Source organism: Nonomuraea maritima (assembly GCF_900100395.1).
Classification (GTDB): domain Bacteria; phylum Actinomycetota; class Actinomycetes; order Streptosporangiales; family Streptosporangiaceae; genus Nonomuraea; species Nonomuraea maritima.
In genome coordinates this window covers 20,360-39,041 of record NZ_FNFB01000042.1, presented here as the reverse complement: position 1 = coordinate 39,041, position 18,682 = coordinate 20,360, and the positions used below count along the sequence as shown (strand labels likewise).

Here is an 18,682-nt window from a genome sequence, read left to right as displayed (position 1 = left end):
GTCGGAGGAGCAGGAGGACGGCCCGGTCACCGAGAGCCCGCTCGCCCGCGCCCTGCGCTACGCCACCGACCACGGCGCCCAGGTCGTCAGCATGTCCATCGGCTCGTACGGCCCGCTCAGGGCGGAGCGCGAGGCGGTCTCGTACGCGCTGAGCAAGGGCGTCGTGCTGGTCGCCGCCGCCGGCAACGACGGGCAGACGACGTACGCCAAGGAGAAGGGCACCTCGTACTGGAGCTTCCCGGCCGGCTACCCGGGGGTCATCGGGGTGGCCGCCACCGACCGGCAGGGGCGGCGGGCCCCGTTCAGCAGCGACAACCTGTCGGTGCTGGTCTCCGCGCCGGGCGTGCGGGTGCCCGTGGTCAAGCGCGGCAGCGGCCACGAGCTGTCGGAGGGCACGAGCTCGGCCGCGGCGCTGGTGGCGGGCGTCGCCGCGCTGGTCAAGTCGCGCTACCCGGGCATGGCTCCCGAGCAGGTCGCCCGCGCCCTGGTGGCGAGCACCCGGGGCCGTCCCGCCAGCGGGTACGACGACCAGATCGGCTTCGGCGTGGTGGACGCCGCCGCCGCGCTCGACGCCGCCGGGCGGTTCACCGGGATCAAGCGCAGCGTCGAGTCCTCGATCGACCACTTCGGTCAGGGCAAGAACTCTCCGCTGCCGACCCGTCCTGGGTCCGATCCGCTGCGCCTGGTGCTGTACGGGGGAGGCGTCCTGGTGGCGCTCGTCACGTTCTGCGGGGCCATCATCGTGCTCAATCAGCGCAAGGAGTAAAGATCCGCTATGGTCCCCCGTCATGGGATACGAGCTGCGGGTGGTGCGGGAGTCGCCACTCGCCTTCGCGGAGCTTGCGAGGGCCATCGCGCCGGCCGGGTTCGAGCTGCGCGGGACTGACGAGATCGTGGCCGGTCACGCCGGTGAGCGGCACACCGTGGCCCGCTGGCGCGACCAGCTGGTCGGCGAGCCGGGCTCCGACTGGCAGGTGGCCCAGCTGCTGCGCCTGTCCTCCGCACTCGGCGCCCGGCTGGTGGGCGAGGACGGCGAGGTCTACGCGCTGCGCGACGGCGTCATGGAGGTCGAGACGCCGGGCGGCGTGACCGAGCTCGGCAAGTTCGAGGAGATCATCGACGCGGGCCCGGCGGCGTGGAGTCCGTGAACCCGTTCGCCGAGCGGGTCCTCGACCTCGTCGAGCGCATCCCGCCCGGCAAGGTCATGGCCTACGGCGACGTCGCCGAGTACCTCGGTGAGGGCGGTCCGCGCCAGGTCGGCCGGGTGATGGCGACGTGGGGCGGCGGCGTGCCGTGGTGGCGCGTCGTGCACGCCGACGGCTCCGGCGCGGCTCCCGACCACCTGCGCGAGTGCCTGGCCCACTGGCGCGAGGAGGGCACCCCGCTGCGCGGCGAACGGGTGGACATGCGAAAAGCCCGATGGGACGGGCGTTCAGGCGATTTTCAGTAACGACGCTGACCTGCGCCTTCGGTTATCGGGCGAATCTGTGACATGTGACTCCCCTTACCATGGGCTGAACACTGATGGTGCCCGAAAGGCGGTGCCCCCACATGGCCACCGGCGTCACAGCCCAGAGCCAGGGCGGCGACTCGCTCGCCGACCGCCTCAAGGCTGTCCAGGATCTTTGCGATCGTGGTGAGCCTCTCGAAGCGGTCATGCGAGCGATCGGCCCCGGCGGTCGCGACGCGGCGTTCGACAGCGAGGTCCTCAGCGGTTCCCTCGGGAACCGCATCGACCTTGCGGTCAAACGCGGCGCGGCGCGACGGCGGGAGATGCTCGACCTCGTACGTCCTTACCTCGCGGGCGTCGACGCCCGCGTCAAACGCGACCTGCCGGTAGGGCGGCGCCTCGTCTGCCACCTGATCGAGCATCGCCCCGACGAGGAACTCGTCGACGGCGAGACACTGACGGCGGTGGTGGCCGCGGCGGCGGAGCCGTCCAAGCGCATCCGCAAGGGTCTGCGCTGGTACGGCGACCTGCCCTTCCGCGACGAACTGCCGGCAGACCTCTACCGGTTGCGGCGCTCCGACCTGGTGCCCGTGACCCATATCGACGACATCGTCTGGGACGGCGGCAAGCTGCGCGTCACCGGCTTCGCCTACCTGGCGGGGCTCTCGGTCCGCAGCCGCCGCTTCAACCGGGCGACCGTGGTGCTGCGCGGGCCGCGCTGGCTGCCTCCGATCCGCATGCGCACGCGTCGCGTCCTGGCCCCCGAGGCCACCCACGGCGCTCGCGAGCCCGGGTGCAACTACGACTGGTCAGGATTCGTCGCCGAGCTGAGCCCGTGGCCGCTGCGCTGGCGCGCGGGCCTGCGCGGTGTCGTCTCCGCGGTACGGCGCCGCATGCGCCACCGGCCGTCGGTGCCCGACGCCACGACGTGGCGGGCCGAGATCGTGTTCTGGAGCCGTGGCGCGCGGGCGACGGGCCTGCTGCGCGGCTCCTCGATCGGCCGTCCCGAGCGTCCCGCGGGGCTGCGGCTGAAGCCCGGCTGGTGGATCCGTCCGGTCTGGACGTCCGACCGCGCCCTTCAGGTCGTCTTCCAGCCCAACAGGGCCGAGCTGGCCGGCGTGACCCTCGACGGCGAGCGCCTGGAGCTGAAGGTCCACCTGCCTGGCCGTACGGTGAGCAAGGGCCACGCCAGGCTCGGCGGACACCGCATCGCCGCCGACTTCGCGCCGTCCGGTGACGGCACCGACGTCGTGGTCGGCCTGGCGGTGCCCGCGCTGCTGCAGGAGAAGGACGGCCGGCGGCTCTGGATCGAGCCCAAGGGCGACCCTGCCGCGTCCGTGATGCTGGGCGACTCGGCCGAGACCAGGGCGACGGTGGACGACCGCGAGATCACCGTGCTCGCCGACCGCCGCGACCGCATCGTCGTCTCGGCGCACCGCATCCGTCCGGTGATCACCTCGGCCGGGTGGGACGGCTCCGCGCTCGTGCTGCGCGGCGACTACCCCGACGCCTCCGGCCCGCGCACGCTCACGCTGCGCCACCGGTCGGGGCTGTCGTACCAGCTGCCGATGGAGCGCTCCGGCGCCGCGTTCTCCGTACGCGTGGAGCCCGGCGCGATGGACCGCTTCGGCGAGCCGGTGCCGCTGGCGTCCGGCACCTGGAGCATGTCGCTGCGGCACCCGTCCGGCGAGATCGTGCCGCTGCGGATGGACCACGCCGCGCTGCCGGGCCTCGACGAGGACCCGCGCACGTTCAGCGGTCACGTCTTCCGCATGGTGTCGACCCGCTTCGACGTCCCCGTGATCACGTCGGAGGAGGACCGGCCCGCCGACGAGCGCGGGGTGGCCGGCACCCACGTGCTGCGCCGCGTGTTCTACCCGGCGCAGCGCAGCGAGCCGCTGCGCGAGTCGACCGTCTACGTCGTCAACGACGGCCGCCTGTACGCCGACAGCGTCCGGGCCGTCTACGAGGAGCGGCTGCGGCGCGGCGACGACCGCGAGCACATCTGGGTCGTCAAGGACGGCGCGTTCGTGCCGCCGGGCGAGGCGAAGGTCGTGCGCGCGGGCAGCCGCGAGCACCACGAGGCGCTGGCCCGCTCGCGCCACATCATCACCAACGCGTTCCTGCCGGCCTGGTTCCGGGCCCGCGAGGACCAGGTGGTCGTGCAGACCTGGCACGGCACCCCGGTCAAGTTCGTCGGCAACGACCAGGCCCACATGCGGCGCGACCCGAGGCCGCCCGTCTACCACCGCCAGGCGGCCGAGGTGCGCGGCTGGGACCTGATGCTGTCGCAGTCGCCGTGGGCGACCGAGACGCTGCGCAAGGCGTTCGGCTACAAGGGTGAGGTGCTGGAGAGCGGGCTGCCCCGCAACGACGTGCTCACCTCGCCCGACCGCGACGAGCTCGCCGCGCGGGTGCGCGAGCGGCTCGGGCTGGCCGAGGGCAAGCGCGTGGTCCTGTACGCGCCGACCTGGCGCGACTACGACCGCAAGAACGCCATGGTCAAGCTGGACCTCGCCAAGGCCCGCCAGGCGCTGGGCGCCGACCACGAGATCCTGGTCCGGGCGCACCCGATGCAGGCTGTGCCCGCCGTCCCGGACATTGCTCGCGACGTCACGACTTATCCGGACATCGCCGAGCTGCTCCTCGTGGCCGACGTCCTCGTGACCGACTACTCGTCCGTCATGTTCGACTTCGCCTGTACGGGCCGGCCGATCCTCCTGTACGGCTACGACCTGGCGAAGTACTCCAACAAGCGGGGTGTCTACCTCGACCTCGCCGAGCAGGGGCCGGGCCCGCTGCTGTCGACGTCGGTCGACGTGATCGAGGCGCTGCGGTCGATCGACGAGGTCACCGCCGCCCACGCCGACCGCTACGACGCCTTCCGCGCGACGTTCGCGCCGCGTGACGACGGCAAGGCCACGGCCAGGGTGGTCGACCACCTCTGGGGCTGAGTCCTCCTGCGACACGCCCCGGGCAGGACCCTCCTGCCCGGGGCGTGTCGCGTTGTACGAGGGGACGGCGATGACGCTGCGGGCGAACACGACCACCGGCGTGTCGCGAAGAATCCCGATATATCCACCGATACGGTGGGCGGATCGCAAAGGGGAGACCGGGCAATCGGCACGATCTGTCCCTGAGGTCTGGTGGAATCTAGTGCTGTGAGTGCTCAGACCTGGCGGTTGGTGCGCAGCGGCGCCGGGGGGCCCGTTGTGGCCCCCGTGCTCGACGAGCACCAGCGCGCCGCGGTCCGCCACGAGGCCGGCCCGCTGCTCGTCCTCGGCGGCCCCGGCACGGGCAAGACCACGACCATCGTCGAGAGCGTGGTCGACCGGATCGAGCGCCGCGGCGCCGACCCCGAGCGGGTGCTCGTCCTCACCTACAGCCGCAAGGCAGCGGAAGACCTCCGCCGCCGCGTCACCGGCCGGCTGCGCCGCACCACCCGCACCCCGCTGGCCATGACCTTCCACTCCTACGCGTACGCGCTGCTGCGCCGCGAGTGCGTGCTCGCGGGCAAGGCCCCGCCGCGCCTGCTCACCGGCCCCGAGCAGCTGCTCGAGGTGCGGCGGCTGCTCCACGGCGAGCTGGAGGCCGGCGCACTCGACTGGCCGGCGTCGCTGCGTGAGCCGCTCAAGACCCGTGGGTTCGCCGAGGAGCTGCGCGATTTCCTGTCGCGGGCGAGCGAGCGCGGGCTCGACCCCGAGCGGCTGGTCGCGCTCGGCCTGGCCCACGGGCGCGCCGACTGGGTGGCCGCGGGCCGGTTCGCCGAGCGCTACCAGGTCCGCTTCGACCTCGCCCCCGAGGAGACGTACGACTACGCCGAGCTGGTCGGGGCCGCCTCCGCGCTGCTGGCCCGTCCCGACGTGCGCGAGCGCGAGCGGGCGGCGCACGAGGTCGTGCTCGTCGACGAGTACCAGGAGACCGACCCGGCACAAGAGCTGCTGCTGGCGCAGCTCGCGGGCGACGGGCGCACCCTTGTCGTGGCCGGCGACCCCGACCAGTCGATCTTCGGGTTCCGGGGTGCCGACGTCCAGCGCATCATGCGCTTCCCCGAGCGCTTCCGTACGTTCGACGGGCGCGAGGCGCCGGTGCTGGCGCTGCGACGGTCCCGCAGGAGCGGCGCCGACCTGCTGGAGGCCACCCGCAGGGTGGCGGCCAGGCTGCCGGTCGCCCCTACTCCCGAGCACGACCACCGGCACGGGCACCGCGACCTGCTGCCGCCCGACGACGCCGGCCCGGGCGAGGCGCGGGTGCTGCTGGCCGACAGCACCAGCCAGGAGGCCGCGATCGTGGCCGACACGCTGCGCCGCGCCCACCTGATCGACGGCGTGCCGTGGCGCCGCATGGCGGTGCTGGTCCGCTCGGCCCGGCGGCAGGTGCCGCTGCTGCGGCGGGCGCTGCTCAACGCCGGGGTGCCGACGATGATCGCGGGCGACGAGGTTCCTGTCGCGCAGGAGCCTGGCGTGCGGCCGCTGCTCACGCTGCTGCGGGTGGCGCTCGACCCGTCGTTCCTCGACGAGGCGGTGGCGGAAGAGCTGCTGACGGGTCCGCTCGGCGGCACCGACATGATCGGCGTACGCCGCCTCCGCCGCGCCCTCAAGATCGCCGAGAACGAGGCGGTGCACGCCGCCGAGGATGAAGGAGACGCCCGTTCGTCGGGCGAGCTGCTGGTGGCCGCCATCCACGACCCGCGTGAGCTCACCCGGGTCGAGCCGCACGTCGCGCTGCCCGCCGAGCGGGTGGCGCGGCTGCTCGCCGCAGCGCGCGAGGCCGTCGGCGGGCAGGGCACCGCGGAAGACGTCCTGTGGGCCGTCTGGCAGGCCAGCGGCCTCGCCGAACGCTGGACCGAGCTGAGCCTCCATGGCGGCCCGAGGGGCGCGCAGGCCGACCGTGACCTCGACGCCGTGGTGGCCCTGTTCGACCACGCCGCCAGGTTCGTCGACCGCATGCCGGTCGCCGGCCCCGAGGTGTTCCTCGACGACCTCGCCGCACAGGAGATCCCGGGCGACACGCTCGCCGACCGGGCGCCCGAGGGCGACGCCGTCCGCGTGCTGACCGCCCACCGCGCCAAGGGCCTCGAATGGGACGTCGTCGTGGTGGCGGGCGTGCAGGAGGGCGTCTGGCCCGACCTGCGGCTGCGCGGCTCCCTGCTGGGCGTCGAAGACCTCGTCGAGGTGGTCGAGGGCGCCGAGCCCAACGCCGCCTCCCTCCACTCCAAGATGCTGGCCGAGGAGCGCCGCCTGTTCTACGTGGCGGTGACCCGGGCGCGGCGCAGGCTGGTGGTCACCGCCGTGGGCGGCGAGGACACCGACGAGCGGCCGTCCCGGTTCCTGTCGGAGCTGATGCCCGGTGCGGTCGAGCAGGCGACGGTCGACGACCGCGCCCGCTGGCTCAACCTGTCCGCGCTGGTGGCCGACCTGCGCAGCGCCGTGACCGACCCCACCAGGCCGCGCAGGCTCCGGCAGCGGGCCGCCCGGCAGCTGGCCCGTCTGGCCGCCGCCGGCGTCCAGGGCGCCCACCCCAACGACTGGTACGCACTCACGCCCATGTCCGACGACCGCCCGCTGAGCTGGCCCGACGGCGTCGTCAGCATCTCCCCGTCCGCGGTCGAGAGCTTCACCAAGTGCGGCCTGCGCTGGCTGCTGGAGACGGCGGTCGGCGCGGCCGGCACCAGCACCGCCCAGGGCCTCGGCAACGTCATCCACGCCCTGGCCGTGCTGGCCGCCACCGACCTGCCCAGCGAAGACCTCCTGAGCGAGCGCCTCGACCAGGTCTGGAAGGAGCTCGACTTCGGCGGCGCCTGGTACAACCGCAAGCAGCGCGAGGTCGCCGAGCAGATGATCGGCAAGTTCCTGCGCTGGCACGAGAGCAACCCGCGCGAGCTGGTGGCCCTGGAAGAGGCGTTCACCGCGACGGTCTCCGAGGGCGTCCAGATCAAGGGACGCGTCGACCGGGTCGAGCGCGACGGCGACCGGGCCGTCATCATCGACCTCAAGACCGGCGGCTCCAAGCCGAAGCCGGGCGAGATCGGCCGCCACCCCCAGCTGGGCGTCTACCAGCTGGCGGCGCTGCTCGGCGCGTTCGCCCGGCACGGCATGACCGAGCCGGGCGGGGCCGCGCTGGTGCAGCTCGGCAAGGCGGCCGGCAAGAACAACGCCCTGGAGCAGACGCAGGGCGCGCTCGGCGACGACCCCAACCCCGGCTGGGCGAAAGACCTGGTCGACACGGTGGCGGTCGGCATGTCGGGCCCCTACTTCCAGGCCAAGGTCAACGACGGGTGCCGCACGTGCGCGGCCCGGTCGAGCTGCCCCGTCAACGACAGCGGGGGCCAGGTGTGCTGAACCCTCAAGAACTCGCCGGGAAACTCGGCATCCTGCCCCCCACCCGCGAACAGGCCGAGGTCATCGAGGCCCCGCTCGAGCCCATGGTCGTCATGGCGGGCGCGGGCTCAGGCAAGAGCGAGACCATGGCCGGGCGCGTGGTCTGGCTGGTCGCCAACGGCCTGGTGAGCCCGTCCAACGTGCTGGGCCTGACGTTCACCCGCAAGGCCGCCGCCGAGCTGGCCACCCGGGTCAGAGAGCGTCTGAGCGGCCTGGTCGAGGCCGGCCTGATCGCGCCGGACGCGCTCGACGAGGAGCCGACCGTCTCCACCTACCACTCCTACGCGGCCCGCCTGGTGACCGACCACGCGCTGCGCGAGGGCCTGGAGCCGACGATGCGGCTGGTCACGCCGGCCGTGTCGTGGCAGCTCGCGTCGCGGGTGGTGGCGATGTACGACGGCCCGATGGACCGCATCGAGCTGAGCCCGCCCTCGGTCACGGCCGCCGTGCTGGAGCTCGCCGGCGAGCTGTCCGAACACCTGCGCACGCCGGCCGACGTGCGGCGGGTGGGCGAGTGGCTGCGCGGCCGCCGCGACACGCTGCCGGGCCGGCCCACGGTCGCGCAGCGCCGGCCGGTCACCGTCCACGAGGCCAGAGAGCAGCTGCTGCCGCTGGTGGAGGCGTACGAGCGGCTCAAGCGGTCGCGCGAGGTCATCGACTACGGCGACCAGATGGCGCTGGCGGCCAGGATCGCCGCCAACCACAAGGAAGTGGGCGAGATCGAGCGCTCCCGCTACGCCGTGGTGCTGCTCGACGAATACCAGGACACGAGCCATGCCCAGCTCGTCCTGCTCCGCTCGCTGTTCGGCGGCGGCCATCCGGTCACCGCCGTCGGCGACCCCTGCCAGTCGATCTACGGCTGGCGCGGTGCCTCGGCCGGCAACCTGCGCCGCTTCCCGCGCGACTTCCCGGCCCGCACCGGCGAGCCGGCGCAGGTCCGCCAGCTCAGTGTCAGCTTCCGCAACGGCGACCGCGTCCTCGACGTCGCCGCCCGGGTGCAGCTCCCGCTGCGCATGGAGGCCCGCGAGGTGCCCGTCCTGGTGCCCGGCCCCAACAGGATCGACCGGGGCCGGGTCACGTGCGCCTTCCACGAGACCGCCGAGGACGAAGCGCGCTGGATCGCCGAGGGCATCGCCAGGATCCTGGGCGCCGAGACCGCGCCCGACGGGCTGCCCTGGGGCGACGGCGAGCGCAAGAAGACCCCCGCCATCCAGCCGCAGGACGTCGCCATCCTGGCCCGCAGGCGCTCGCAGTTCCCCGCGCTGCGCCGGGCCCTCGAAGACCGCGACATCCCGGTCGAGGTCGTCGGCCTCGGCGGCCTGCTCACCGTGCCCGAGGTGAGCGACATCGTCGCCACCCTGCGGGTGCTCTACGACGCGACGGCCGGAGACGCCCTCGCCCGGCTGGCGGCCGGGCCGCGCTGGCGGATCGGCCCCGCCGACCTGCGGGCGCTCGGCGAGCACGCCAGGCAGCTGGCCCGCGAGCTGAGCGACAGCCACCGCGAGGACGACCCGCTCGACCAGGTGGTGGCCGACATGGCCGAAGAGCGCGGCAGCCTGGTCGACGCGCTCGACGAGCTGCCCGACCGGCCCGAGTGGCTGGAGGCGTACTCCCCGCTGGCTCGCACCCGGCTGGTCGCGCTCGCCCACGAGCTGCGCCACCTGCGGGCGCACACCGCCCAGCCGCTGCCCGATCTGATCAGCGAGGTGGAGCGCCGGCTCGGCCTCGACATCGAGGTGGCGGCGCGGGCCGGTGTGGCGGGGGCGTTCGCGGCGCGGGCCGACCTCGACGCCTTCCTCGACGCGGCGGCGAGGTTCGCGGGCGACGCGGAAGACCCGACGCTGGGCGCGTTCCTCGCCTACCTGCAGGCGGCGGAGAGCGAGGAGTTCGGGCTGGAGAGCGGCCGGGTCGGCGAGAGCAACAGCGTCAAGCTCATGACCGTCCACGCCTCCAAGGGCCTCGAGTGGCCGGTCGTGGTGGTGCCGGGCCTGTCGCAGCTGCTCAGCTCCAAGGGCACGCTCGCGACCGGCAGCATCTTCCCCGCCACCCCGGTGGTCAACGGCCGCTGGACGGAGAACCCGCGCAAGCTGCCGTTCCCGCTGCGCGGCGACGCCGCCGACCTGCCGCGGCTCGACGGGCTGGGCAAGGACGACCTGACCGCGTTCGCCGAGCAGTGCCGCGAGCGCGACCTGATGGAGGAGCGCAGGCTCGCCTACGTCGCCGTCACCCGGGCCCACTACCACCTGATCGCCTCCGGCTACCGCTGGGGCAGCGCCACCAAGCCGCTGGAGCCGTCCGAGTTCCTGCTGGAGATCCGCGACACCGCCGACCGGGTCTCGTTCTGGGCCGGCGACCTGGCCCCGGGCGCCACCAACCCGCTGCTGGCCGAGCCCGCCGAGGCCGTCTGGCCGGTCACGCCGGAGGGGCTGCGCTACGAGTCCGTGCTCGACGGCGCCCACCTGGTCGAGGCCGCCCTGGCCGGCGTCCTCGACGACGACGCCGACGACGACGATGAGCCGTTGCGGGCGTACGAGGAGGAGCGGCTGCGGGCCTGGGAGCGCGACACCGACCTGCTGCTGCGCGAACGCGAGCTGCACCGCCGCCGTCCCGCCACCGTCGTCGAGCTGCCCGCCAAGCTGACCGTCTCGTCACTGGTCACCCTCGCGCAGGACCCGGGCGAGCTGGCCCGCCGCATCCGCCGTCCTGTCCCGGTCAGGCCCGCGCCGCTGGCCCGCCGCGGCACGTCGTTCCACAAATGGCTGGAGTCCCGCTGGGACCAGCAGCGGCTCATCGACGACCTCGAGCTCTACGACGAGGAGCTGGAGGAGACCGACGTGCGGCTGGCTGAGCTGCAGGAGCGGTTCGAGCAGAGCGAGTGGGCCGATCGGCGGCCGCTCGACCTCGAGGTGCCGTTCGAGACCATGATCGCCGACCGGCTGGTGCGCGGGCGCATGGACGCCGTCTTCGAGCGGCCGGGCGGCGGCTACGAGGTGGTCGACTGGAAGACCGGCGAGCCGCCCAAGGGCAAGGCGGCGCGGGTGGCGTCGGTGCAGCTGGCGGCGTACCGGCTGGCCTGGTCGCACCTCGCTGGGGTGGCGCTGGAAGAGGTCGGCGCGGCGTTCCACTACGTCCGCGCCAACCGCACCGTCCGCCCGGTCGACCTGCTCGACGGCGACGGCCTGGTCGCGCTGATCGAGCGGGTCAGGCGCGCAGATGGTGGAACGCCGGCTTCGGGTGCATGAGGAAGTCGTGGTGCGAGATGTTCCAGGCGTAGGCCCCGGCCATCCCGAACACCACGGTGTCCCCGACCCGCACCGTGGTCACGACCTTCCTGGCCAGCACGTCCTTGGGCGTGCACAGCTGGCCGACGAACGTCACCGGCTCGTCCGCGACGCCGGGGCCGCCGCCGGTCGGCACGATCGTGAACGGCTGGTCGTGCCCCTTGGTCGCCGGGGTGCGCAGGTGGTGGGTGCCGCCGAGCACGACCGCGTACGCCTCGCCGCGCACCCGCTTGACGTCCACGACCCTGGTCACGTAGTGGCCGCAGTAGACCGTCAGCGCGCGGCCGGGCTCGATCCGCAGCCGTCTGCCGCGGGCGTGTTCCGCGAGGCCCGCACCGTAGGCCGCCCAGTCGAACCGCGTGTGCGGCGTCACGTACGACACCGCCATCCCGCCGCCCAGGTTCACCTCCTCGTACGGGTGCGCCAGCAGCGCCCGCGCCAGCTCCAGCAGCTGGGGCGCCTCCAGCCCGCTGGCCAGGTGGGCGTGCAGGCCGCGCAGCCGCACCCGGTCGCCGAACATCGGCAGGCACTCGGCGATCCCGTCCTCGTCCATGCCGAACGGCCCGCTCATCGTCAGCGCCGCGCCCTCCACCGGCAGGCCGGGGTTGAGCCGGAGCAGCACGTCGGCCTCCAGCCCGGTGGCGAGCAGGCGGCGCAGCTCGTTGGGCGACTCGACGTGCAGGCGGTGGTGCGGCAGGCGCAGCTCGGCGTCGGTCTTCCCTGGCCCGCCGAGCGCCACCGGCAGGTCCTGGAACAGCGCGGTGACGTGCGCGTGCTCACCCGCCGACGACACCTCGAACCCGTCCACGTACGCGGCCAGCACGCGCAGCAGCTCGGGGTCGGGGTTGGCCTTGACGGCGTAGTACAGCTCGACGTCGCCCAGCGCGGCGCGTACCGACTTCACGTGCTCGTCGAGGGCCGGCAGGTCGTAGAGGTAGGCCGGCACCTCGCCGAGGCGCAGGGCGGCCTCCAGGACGCGCGGGCCGATCATGCGAGCGGGTTCGCGATCGGCACGTACCCGGCGGCGCGGTCGGCGGCCCTGGCCCAGCGCACGCCGAGGTTCGCCTTGGCGGGCAGGGGAGCGCCCGCGAGCAGGTCCGACAGCGGCAGCGGCCGGCCGAGGTCGGCGGCCTTCCCGGCGAGCACGTCGCGGGCGATCCGCCACAGCTCGCGCAGCAGCCCGTCATCGGGGCCCGCCACCGTGGCGGCGATCTCGGTGAGGTGGTTGACGAGCAGGCAGTAGACCACGCGGGCCCAGCCGCGCTCGGCGTCGTAGGCGAGGGCGTCGGCCACCCGGGGGTCGAGCCCCGAAAGGTCGTGGCGGCCGGCGACCAGCTTGGCGCCCTCCAGGTCGCGGAAGACGGCCTCGACGGGCACGCCTGCGGCGTCCACGCCGACGAGCACGTTCTGCAGATGGGGTTCCAGCACCACGCCGTGCGCGAAGTACAGCTCAAGCACCGGCAAGGCCACCACGCTCACGTACGCCCGCCACCACGCCCGCGGGTCGCCGGCGGGTGGACGCAGGGCCAGGGCGGCGGCCAGCACCGGCGTCACGCCGGGGGAGCAGACCGCCCACGGCGACTGCCGGACGATCACCCCGAGTCCCTCGTGCAGCCGGGTGCCGAGGGCAGCCGACCGGTACCCGGGCTCGGCCAGCCAGCGGGTGGCCGGGTGCCGGGCGGCGACCGCCGCGAAGACCGGGCGCAGCCGCGCGGTCAGCTCGACCGCGCCGGCCAGCTCGTACCAGGCGTTCTTGCGCACGCAGTTCGTGATCCGCACGTCCAGCGAGAACTTCAGGCACACGCCGGCGTCCGGGGCGTAGACGGTCCGTACGGACGACGTCGGCGACACCAGCGGGCCTGGACCGAGGTCGACCAGGTCGCCGCCGAGCGCCGGCCGCAGCAGGTCGAGCTGCCAGGGGTGCGCGGGCAGCAGCCGGTAGCCGTCCGGCGCGCGGCCGAGCGCGTCGAGCGCGGCCGGGTCGCCGCCTTCTGCCAGCACCTCCTCCCGCACGCCGAGCAGCCGGAGCGGGAACTCCGCGTGCGCCTCGGGCGCGTAGCGCAGCCAGCCGTCGCCGCCGCGCGCCTTCGGGCTCGGATGGAACGGATGCCCGGCGACCAGCGCCTGCTCCGAGGCCAGCCACGGGTCGGCGGGCGGCACGGTCGCGGCGCGGGCCCGTACGATCGCGCCGACGGCCTCCTTGCTGGCGGCCACCTGCCCGGCGAACTCGGCGTTGTCCCCCCGCAGTTCCTTCTGCACCAGCCGGACCAGTTCCTCGGTCGTGAGCCGCTGCCAGCCACCCGACTCCAGGCGCTCGGCGGGCCCGTCGAACCGCAGCGCGGCGCCCCCGTGCGTACGCACCCGCAGCAGCGTGCCCGCCACCCGCAGCAGCAGGAGGGGCGGGGCAGGCCACACCAGGCCGCGCGGCCCGGCCACCTCCCGCACGCAGCACCGCAGCAGGGCCGCCAGCGCCGCCTCCTCGGCCAACCCGTCGGCCTGCCGGGCGTCGGGGCCGGAGGCCGCGTCGAGGGTCAGTCCGTGCATTCACGTTCTCCTCAGGTAGTTGGGCCCGCTGGTGCCGTAGAACTTGTTGACGTCACGCGCGCCGGACCGCTCCTTGGCCACGAGCGTCCCCGCGGTGATCATCGACTTGCCGGTGAGCCGGGCGGCGTCGAGCGTCCTGGCCCGCAGGAGCCGCGCCATGGGCTCGTCGCCGTAGGGGTCGAGCGCCTCGGCCAGGGTCTCGCGCAGCAGCGCGGCGGCCCGGCCTGGCGGCAGCGCCGCGAACGTCACGGCGGCGGCCGCCAGGTGCAGCGTGATCGTCACGAACACGTCGGCCAGCGCGTGCGGGTCGTCGGTCAGCATCCGCTCGTCGGCGAACTCCGGCACCGCGACCCCGGCGGCCGCCAGCCTGGCGGGCGAGGCGAGCAGGCCGTCGTTGTCCTTGACGAGCAGGCGCAGCCGGTCGCCCTGGAAGAGCAGGGCGAGGTTCTGCTGGTGGGCCTCGAGGGCGACGCCGTACCGGACGAACAGCCGGACGTTCCAGCGCAGCAGCAGCCGCAGGTAGGCGGGCAGGATCTCGTCGAGCCAGGGGAGCACGCCCGGCACGTTGAGCGCGGCGACGGGCACGATCGTGCCCTCCGGCAGCCTCCTCACCATCCACGCCAGGTACTCGTGGCCGCCGTGCGCGTACGTCTGCTCGTCGGTGAGGACCACGTCGGGGTCGGCCAGCTCGCGCAGCAGCAGCTCGGCGCGGGCCCCGTCGGCGAGCGTTCCTGGCTTGACGGAGCGCCGGTTCCGCGCGCCCAGCGTGCTGATCGGGAGCGGGAGCTTCAGGTGCAGGCGCGGGCCCACCTCGACCGTGCGCATCGACAGTGTGGGCCGTACGGTGACGGCCTGCCCGTCCAGCAGCCGTACGCCGTCGATCCGCCGCACCTCGTCCACGGTCAGCGGGTGGACGGGGAAGAGCACCTCTCCACGCCCGGCCGCCATCCCCTCGGGGGCGAGGTCTGCGGGCAGGCCGGTGGCGGAGCCGGGGAGGAGCAGGTGGCGCGGGGCCGCCGCCCACCGCAGCGCGAACGAGGGCCCGAACTCCGGCGCGTACGCGAGCAGGTCCGCCTCCGACAGCCCCACGCGGGCCCGCGACGTCGGGTAGACCGGGTGGTCGGCGAACGCCGCCAGCGTCTCGTACGACGGCTTCGAGCGGCGTACACCGTCGGCGTGGGCGTCGTGCAGCTCCAGCGCCGCCAGCGCCGCCTGGCACTCCTCGGTGAACGCCGCCACGCCCGGTGCGTCGGCGGGGTCTGCGACCTCGGCCAGCGCCCGCAGCACCTCGCGCAGCTCCAGCCGCTCGTCGGGCGCGACCCCGAAGTCCTGGAACAGCGGGCCGGGCGCGAGCCGCACCTGCCGGCCGCCGGGCAGGTTCAGCCGGACGCCGTCCGGCGTCCGCCCCACCCGCGAGGCCAGCCCGCCGTAGTTCTCGCGCAGCAGCGCGTCCAGGACGCGGGCGGCGAGATACGCCTCCCTCATTCGATCACCCATGGCCGCGCGGTGCGGTAGGCGGTGACGGCCGCGTCGACGCGCGCCCGATCGGGACCCGTGGCGCGGACCACGGCCAGGTAGTCGCGGTTGGTGTGCGTCAGGGAGACGACGTCGCCCACCGCCCGCAGCGGCCGGTGCCACAGCCGTACGCCGTCGCGCTCGACCGACTCGTGCCCGGGAGCCTCCTTGATCGTGCCTGGACGGTCGGCGACCAGGCTGACGGCGCAGCCGTACGCGGTCGCCGGGGGCGGGTCGGGCACCCGTTCCCCGAGATGAGCCCGCAGGATCCACTCGAACAGCGGCACCCCGAGCAGATCGGCGAGCAGGAAGTCGCAGTGGTCGCCGATCACCCGGTAGTTCACCTCGACGATCCGGGGACCGCCGGCGGTGACCACGTACTCGGTGTGGCAGGCCCCGAGGCCGACCCCGAGCGCCCGCAGCGCCCCGAGGACGTGCTCGTGCGGCCCGTCCGGCGCCCAGTCGAGCCGCTCCTCCACGAAGTACGGCAGCGGCCCGAGCGTCGTCGCGAAGCCGCCGAGCACCCGCAGCCCGCCGTCGTCCCCGAGGGTCTCCAGCGTGCGCAGCGGCCCGTCGAGGTACTCCTCCACGACCAGCGCCTCGCCCGGCCGCCGCTTCCTGACCAGATCCACCGCCCGGCCGAGATCACGTTCGACGAACAGGACGTCCTCGCTCGCCACCCCTTCGCGCGGCTTGACCACCACGGGGTACGGCACCCGCTCCGGAACCGGGTCGCCGGGCCCGAGCCGTACGGACAGCACCTGTTCCACCCCCGCCTCCTGCAGCCGGCGGCGCATCAGGAACTTGTTCTTGGCGGCCGCGCAGGCCCGCCAGTCCTTGCCGGGCAGCCCGAAGTACGCCGCCGCGAGCGCCGTCTCCACCTGCAGGTGGTCGGAGTTGGAGAAGATCGCGTCCGGCCTGCCGAGATGCTCGATCGCGTCGATCAACGCCCGCGGGTCGCGTACGTCGCAGGCCACCGCGCCGGGGTGCTGCTCCGGCCGGTCGGTGAGGATCGTCACCTCGCATCCGAGCGCCCGCGCCGCGGGCAGGAAACCGTCCGTCACCGCGTCCGTCGGCTTGAGCGCGGTCAGGTAGAGCCGCAACCGCCATGCACCCCCAGGCTCAGGTAAGGCTAACCTAACCCGACGCATCCTAGCCTCACGGAGATCGACGTGCGGGCCGATACCGTAATCAGCCGCTAACCGAGAGGTCATAGGATGGGCAGCGGTTTTCTCAAAAGGGGGCGTTCAGTGGAGACGACCGCAGCTGACGTGCAACTCATCGGGCCACTGCTGCTCGCGCGCGGCACCATCGACAGGTCGTCGGCGCGCAGAGTCGACGACCAGTGGCTCGAGCGCGCCTGGTCCGACCCGGCGACCCGGGTGCTGGTGATCGACAACGGGCACACGCTCGTCCGGCGCACGGGCGACGAGGTGCACGCGGTGCTCTACTCGCCCGACGAGGCCCCGCTCGGCCCGCGCTTCCTGCTGGGCGTCGAGGACGGCGTCGCCTACTTCGCCGTGGCGGCGCCGCTGCCCGGCATCCCCAAGGGCGACGGCAACGGCCGTGTGACGGTCCCGATGAGCCTCGACGACGCCCCCGAGGGCCAGCCGGTGGCCGCGGGGCTTCGCCAGGTCGGAGGCATGCTCGGCGACCGCGAGGCGGGCCTGCTGGTCTTCGCCGTGGCGCTGGAGGCCTGGCACTCGACCCACAGCCACTGCCCGCGCTGCGGCACCAAGACCACGATGCAGGCCGGCGGCCACATCCGGGTCTGCCCCGACGACGGCAGCCAGCACTTCCCGCGCGTCGACCCCGCCGTGATCATGCTCGTCCGCGACGATTCCGACCGCTGTCTGCTGGCGCGCGGGCCGCACTGGCCGGAAGGGCGCCTGTCGATCCTCGCGGGCTTCGTCGAGCCGGGCGAGTCGCTGGAGGCGGCGGTCGTGCGCGAGGTGGCCGAAGAGGTCGGCGTCACCGTCGTCCGGCCGCGCTACCTCGGCAGCCAGCCCTGGCCGTTCCCGCGCAGCCTCATGCTGGGGTTCTTCGCCGACGCCCTCGACACCACGCTCACGCCCGACGCCGACGAGATCGCCGAGGCGCGCTGGTTCACCCGCGACGAGCTGGCGCAGGCCCTGCGCTCGGGCGAGCTGCGCCTGCCGCCGCGGGTGTCGATAGCCCGCCGCCTGATCGAGACCTGGTACGGCGGCGAGCTCGTCGGCGACTGGTGAGTCGGCCCTGGTGAGTCGGCGCTGGTGAGTCGGCGGCTGGTGAGGAGTCAGCCGCCGAGCAGCGCCTTGACCTCGAGGGCCGAGGGGTTCGTCCGTACCACGCGGCCGTCGGGGGTGTCGATCACCACGGTCGGCACGGTCTGGTTGCCGTTGTTGACGCTCATCACGAACTCGGCGGCCGAAGGGTCGCTCTCGATGTCGACCTCGTCGAAGACGATGCCCTCACGCTTCAGCTGAGACTTGAGCCGCTTGCAGGGGCCGCACCAGGTGGTGCTGTAAACCGTGAGCGCCATGTTGGGGATACCCTCCAAGGTCAGGAAACAGGCGATCGTTGCAACAACCGGCGGTTCGCCGTTAATCCCTGGGGTCAGGGCGGTGATCAGCCGATGCGCGAGGCGATCCACGCCTGCACACGCTCCGCGACGCCGGGCTCCCGGTAGGCCGCAGTGCTGTGGTTGGTGCCCGGCACCGTGATCACGTTGACCGGCACGCCGACCTGGCCCAGCATCTGCTTCAGCAGTTTGCTCTGCACCGGCGGCACGAACTCCTGCTCGGAGTGCACGGTGAGCATCGGCGCGTCGTTGCGGCTGGCGTGCCAGGCCACCTCCATGCTGGCCCAGACCCGCGAGCACCTGCCCTTGGGCGCCCCGCAGCCGGCCAGCTTCATCGCGGCCGTACGCAGCTTGCGCTTGCCGGGGTCGGTGGACTTCTCGCCGTCGGTCCAGGCACGCAGCGGCGAGATGATCGGCGACATGCCCACCACGCCCTTGAGCCCGTTGATGCCGTCGCCGTACGTGCCGACGGACGCCGCGATGTGGCCGCCCGCAGAGAACCCGACCACCACGTAGTTACCGGGGTCGAACGCCCACTGGTCGGCGTTCTTGCGCGCGAGGGCGATCGCGGCGAGCGCGTCGGTGCGCTGCGCGGGCCAGGCCGCATCGCTCGACAGGCGATAGTTGAGGTTGAAGACCGTGTACCCCATGTCGGCGTAGCTGCGGGCGATCTGCGTCATGGGCTTCTTGTCGCCGCTCGACCACCAGCCGCCGTGGATGATGAACACCCCGGGCCGCTTCTGCCCGTCGGGCGTCCACCAGACGTCCATCTGCTGGCGGCGGTGGGAGCCGTACGAGACCGTCTCCAGCGACAGCCCGCCGAGGCCGTTGACGTCGACCGGGTTGGTGACCGTGCCGGGCGGCGGGTCGGTCGAGGCGCTCGCGGCGACCGGAGTGAGGGTGACGGCGGCGAGCGCGAGGGCGCACACGTTAACCGCAGTTCGCACGGCCT

The 18,682-nt window shown here is 73.7% G+C and carries 13 protein-coding genes; 7 read left to right on the top strand and 6 right to left on the bottom strand.

Translation table 11 applies throughout. From position 1 onward, the window contains the following. The 6 genes from BLR04_RS36775 to BLR04_RS36750 all read left to right on the top strand — a co-directional run. Positions 1-766: S8 family peptidase (locus BLR04_RS36775; RefSeq protein ID WP_176903478.1), on the top strand; the 766-nt coding region annotated here is incomplete at its 5' end. 22 nt (positions 767-788) lie between these two features. Beyond that, a complete protein-coding gene (locus BLR04_RS36770) occupies positions 789-1,148 on the top strand; it encodes a hypothetical protein (protein ID WP_090773796.1) in 360 nt (119 codons plus the stop codon). Continuing rightward, positions 1,136-1,450, top strand: coding sequence for an MGMT family protein (locus BLR04_RS36765; RefSeq protein ID WP_090773795.1), 315 nt, complete (start codon positions 1,136-1,138; stop codon positions 1,448-1,450). Before BLR04_RS36770 ends, BLR04_RS36765 begins: the two co-directional genes overlap by 13 nt. Positions 1,451-1,656: 206 nt before the next feature. Then, positions 1,657-4,404 (top strand): CDP-glycerol glycerophosphotransferase family protein, encoded by a 2,748-nt coding sequence (locus BLR04_RS36760; protein WP_090773801.1) that lies wholly within the window; start codon positions 1,657-1,659, stop codon positions 4,402-4,404. A 207-nt stretch (positions 4,405-4,611) separates the two neighbouring features. Beyond that, positions 4,612-7,791, top strand: a complete 3,180-nt coding sequence (locus BLR04_RS36755; RefSeq protein WP_245740946.1) for an ATP-dependent helicase — start codon at positions 4,612-4,614, stop codon at positions 7,789-7,791. Next, entirely contained in the window at positions 7,785-11,072 is a 3,288-nt protein-coding gene (locus BLR04_RS36750; RefSeq protein ID WP_090773799.1) for an ATP-dependent helicase, read from the top strand. The genes BLR04_RS36755 and BLR04_RS36750 overlap by 7 nt, the downstream gene beginning before the upstream one ends. Here the strand turns inward: BLR04_RS36750 and BLR04_RS36745 are convergent. The 4 genes from BLR04_RS36745 to BLR04_RS36730 are packed head-to-tail and all read right to left on the bottom strand — an operon-like array spanning position 11,032 to position 16,273. After that, complete coding sequence (locus BLR04_RS36745; RefSeq protein ID WP_176903476.1) at positions 11,032-12,102, bottom strand: type III PLP-dependent enzyme domain-containing protein; 1,071 nt, start codon at positions 12,100-12,102, stop codon at positions 11,032-11,034. The two genes, BLR04_RS36750 and BLR04_RS36745, sit on opposite strands and share 41 nt — an antisense overlap. Then, positions 12,099-13,655 (bottom strand): IucA/IucC family protein, encoded by a 1,557-nt coding sequence (locus BLR04_RS36740; RefSeq protein ID WP_090773793.1) that lies wholly within the window; start codon positions 13,653-13,655, stop codon positions 12,099-12,101. The genes BLR04_RS36745 and BLR04_RS36740 overlap by 4 nt, the downstream gene beginning before the upstream one ends. Beyond that, positions 13,656-15,140: an IucA/IucC family protein gene (locus BLR04_RS36735; protein ID WP_245740944.1), complete on the bottom strand. Its 1,485-nt coding sequence runs from the start codon at positions 15,138-15,140 to the stop codon at positions 13,656-13,658. Then, positions 15,137-16,273: an ATP-grasp domain-containing protein gene (locus BLR04_RS36730; protein ID WP_090773791.1), complete on the bottom strand. Its 1,137-nt coding sequence runs from the start codon at positions 16,271-16,273 to the stop codon at positions 15,137-15,139. Before BLR04_RS36730 ends, BLR04_RS36735 begins: the two co-directional genes overlap by 4 nt. A 147-nt stretch (positions 16,274-16,420) precedes the next feature. Between BLR04_RS36730 and nudC the strand changes: the two genes are divergently transcribed. Next, a complete protein-coding gene (nudC, locus tag BLR04_RS36725; RefSeq protein ID WP_245740942.1) occupies positions 16,421-17,398 on the top strand; it encodes an NAD(+) diphosphatase in 978 nt (325 codons plus the stop codon). 47 nt (positions 17,399-17,445) lie between these two features. Here nudC and BLR04_RS36720 read toward each other — a convergent pair whose 3' ends face one another. Then, the gene (locus tag BLR04_RS36720) at positions 17,446-17,691 is read right to left on the bottom strand and encodes a mycoredoxin (protein ID WP_090773789.1); all 246 of its coding nucleotides are present in this window, start codon (positions 17,689-17,691) and stop codon (positions 17,446-17,448) included. A gap of 86 nt (positions 17,692-17,777) precedes the next feature. Next, entirely contained in the window at positions 17,778-18,677 is a 900-nt protein-coding gene (locus BLR04_RS36715; RefSeq protein WP_245740941.1) for an alpha/beta hydrolase, read from the bottom strand. Between the last annotated feature and the right edge of the window lie 5 nt (positions 18,678-18,682).

What these genes read in the sequence shown, in the direction of transcription:
- BLR04_RS36770 (WP_090773796.1), top strand. Translation starts at nt 789, where the DNA reads ATGGGATACGAGCTGCGGGTGGTGCGGGAGTCGCCACTCGCCTTCGCG.
- BLR04_RS36760 (WP_090773801.1), top strand. Translation starts at nt 1,657, where the DNA reads ATGCGAGCGATCGGCCCCGGCGGTCGCGACGCGGCGTTCGACAGCGAG.
- BLR04_RS36745 (WP_176903476.1), bottom strand. Translation starts at nt 12,102, where the DNA reads ATGATCGGCCCGCGCGTCCTGGAGGCCGCCCTGCGCCTCGGCGAGGTG.
- BLR04_RS36740 (WP_090773793.1), bottom strand. Translation starts at nt 13,655, where the DNA reads ATGCACGGACTGACCCTCGACGCGGCCTCCGGCCCCGACGCCCGGCAG.
- BLR04_RS36735 (WP_245740944.1), bottom strand. Translation starts at nt 15,140, where the DNA reads ATGAGGGAGGCGTATCTCGCCGCCCGCGTCCTGGACGCGCTGCTGCGC.
- BLR04_RS36720 (WP_090773789.1), bottom strand. Translation starts at nt 17,691, where the DNA reads ATGGCGCTCACGGTTTACAGCACCACCTGGTGCGGCCCCTGCAAGCGG.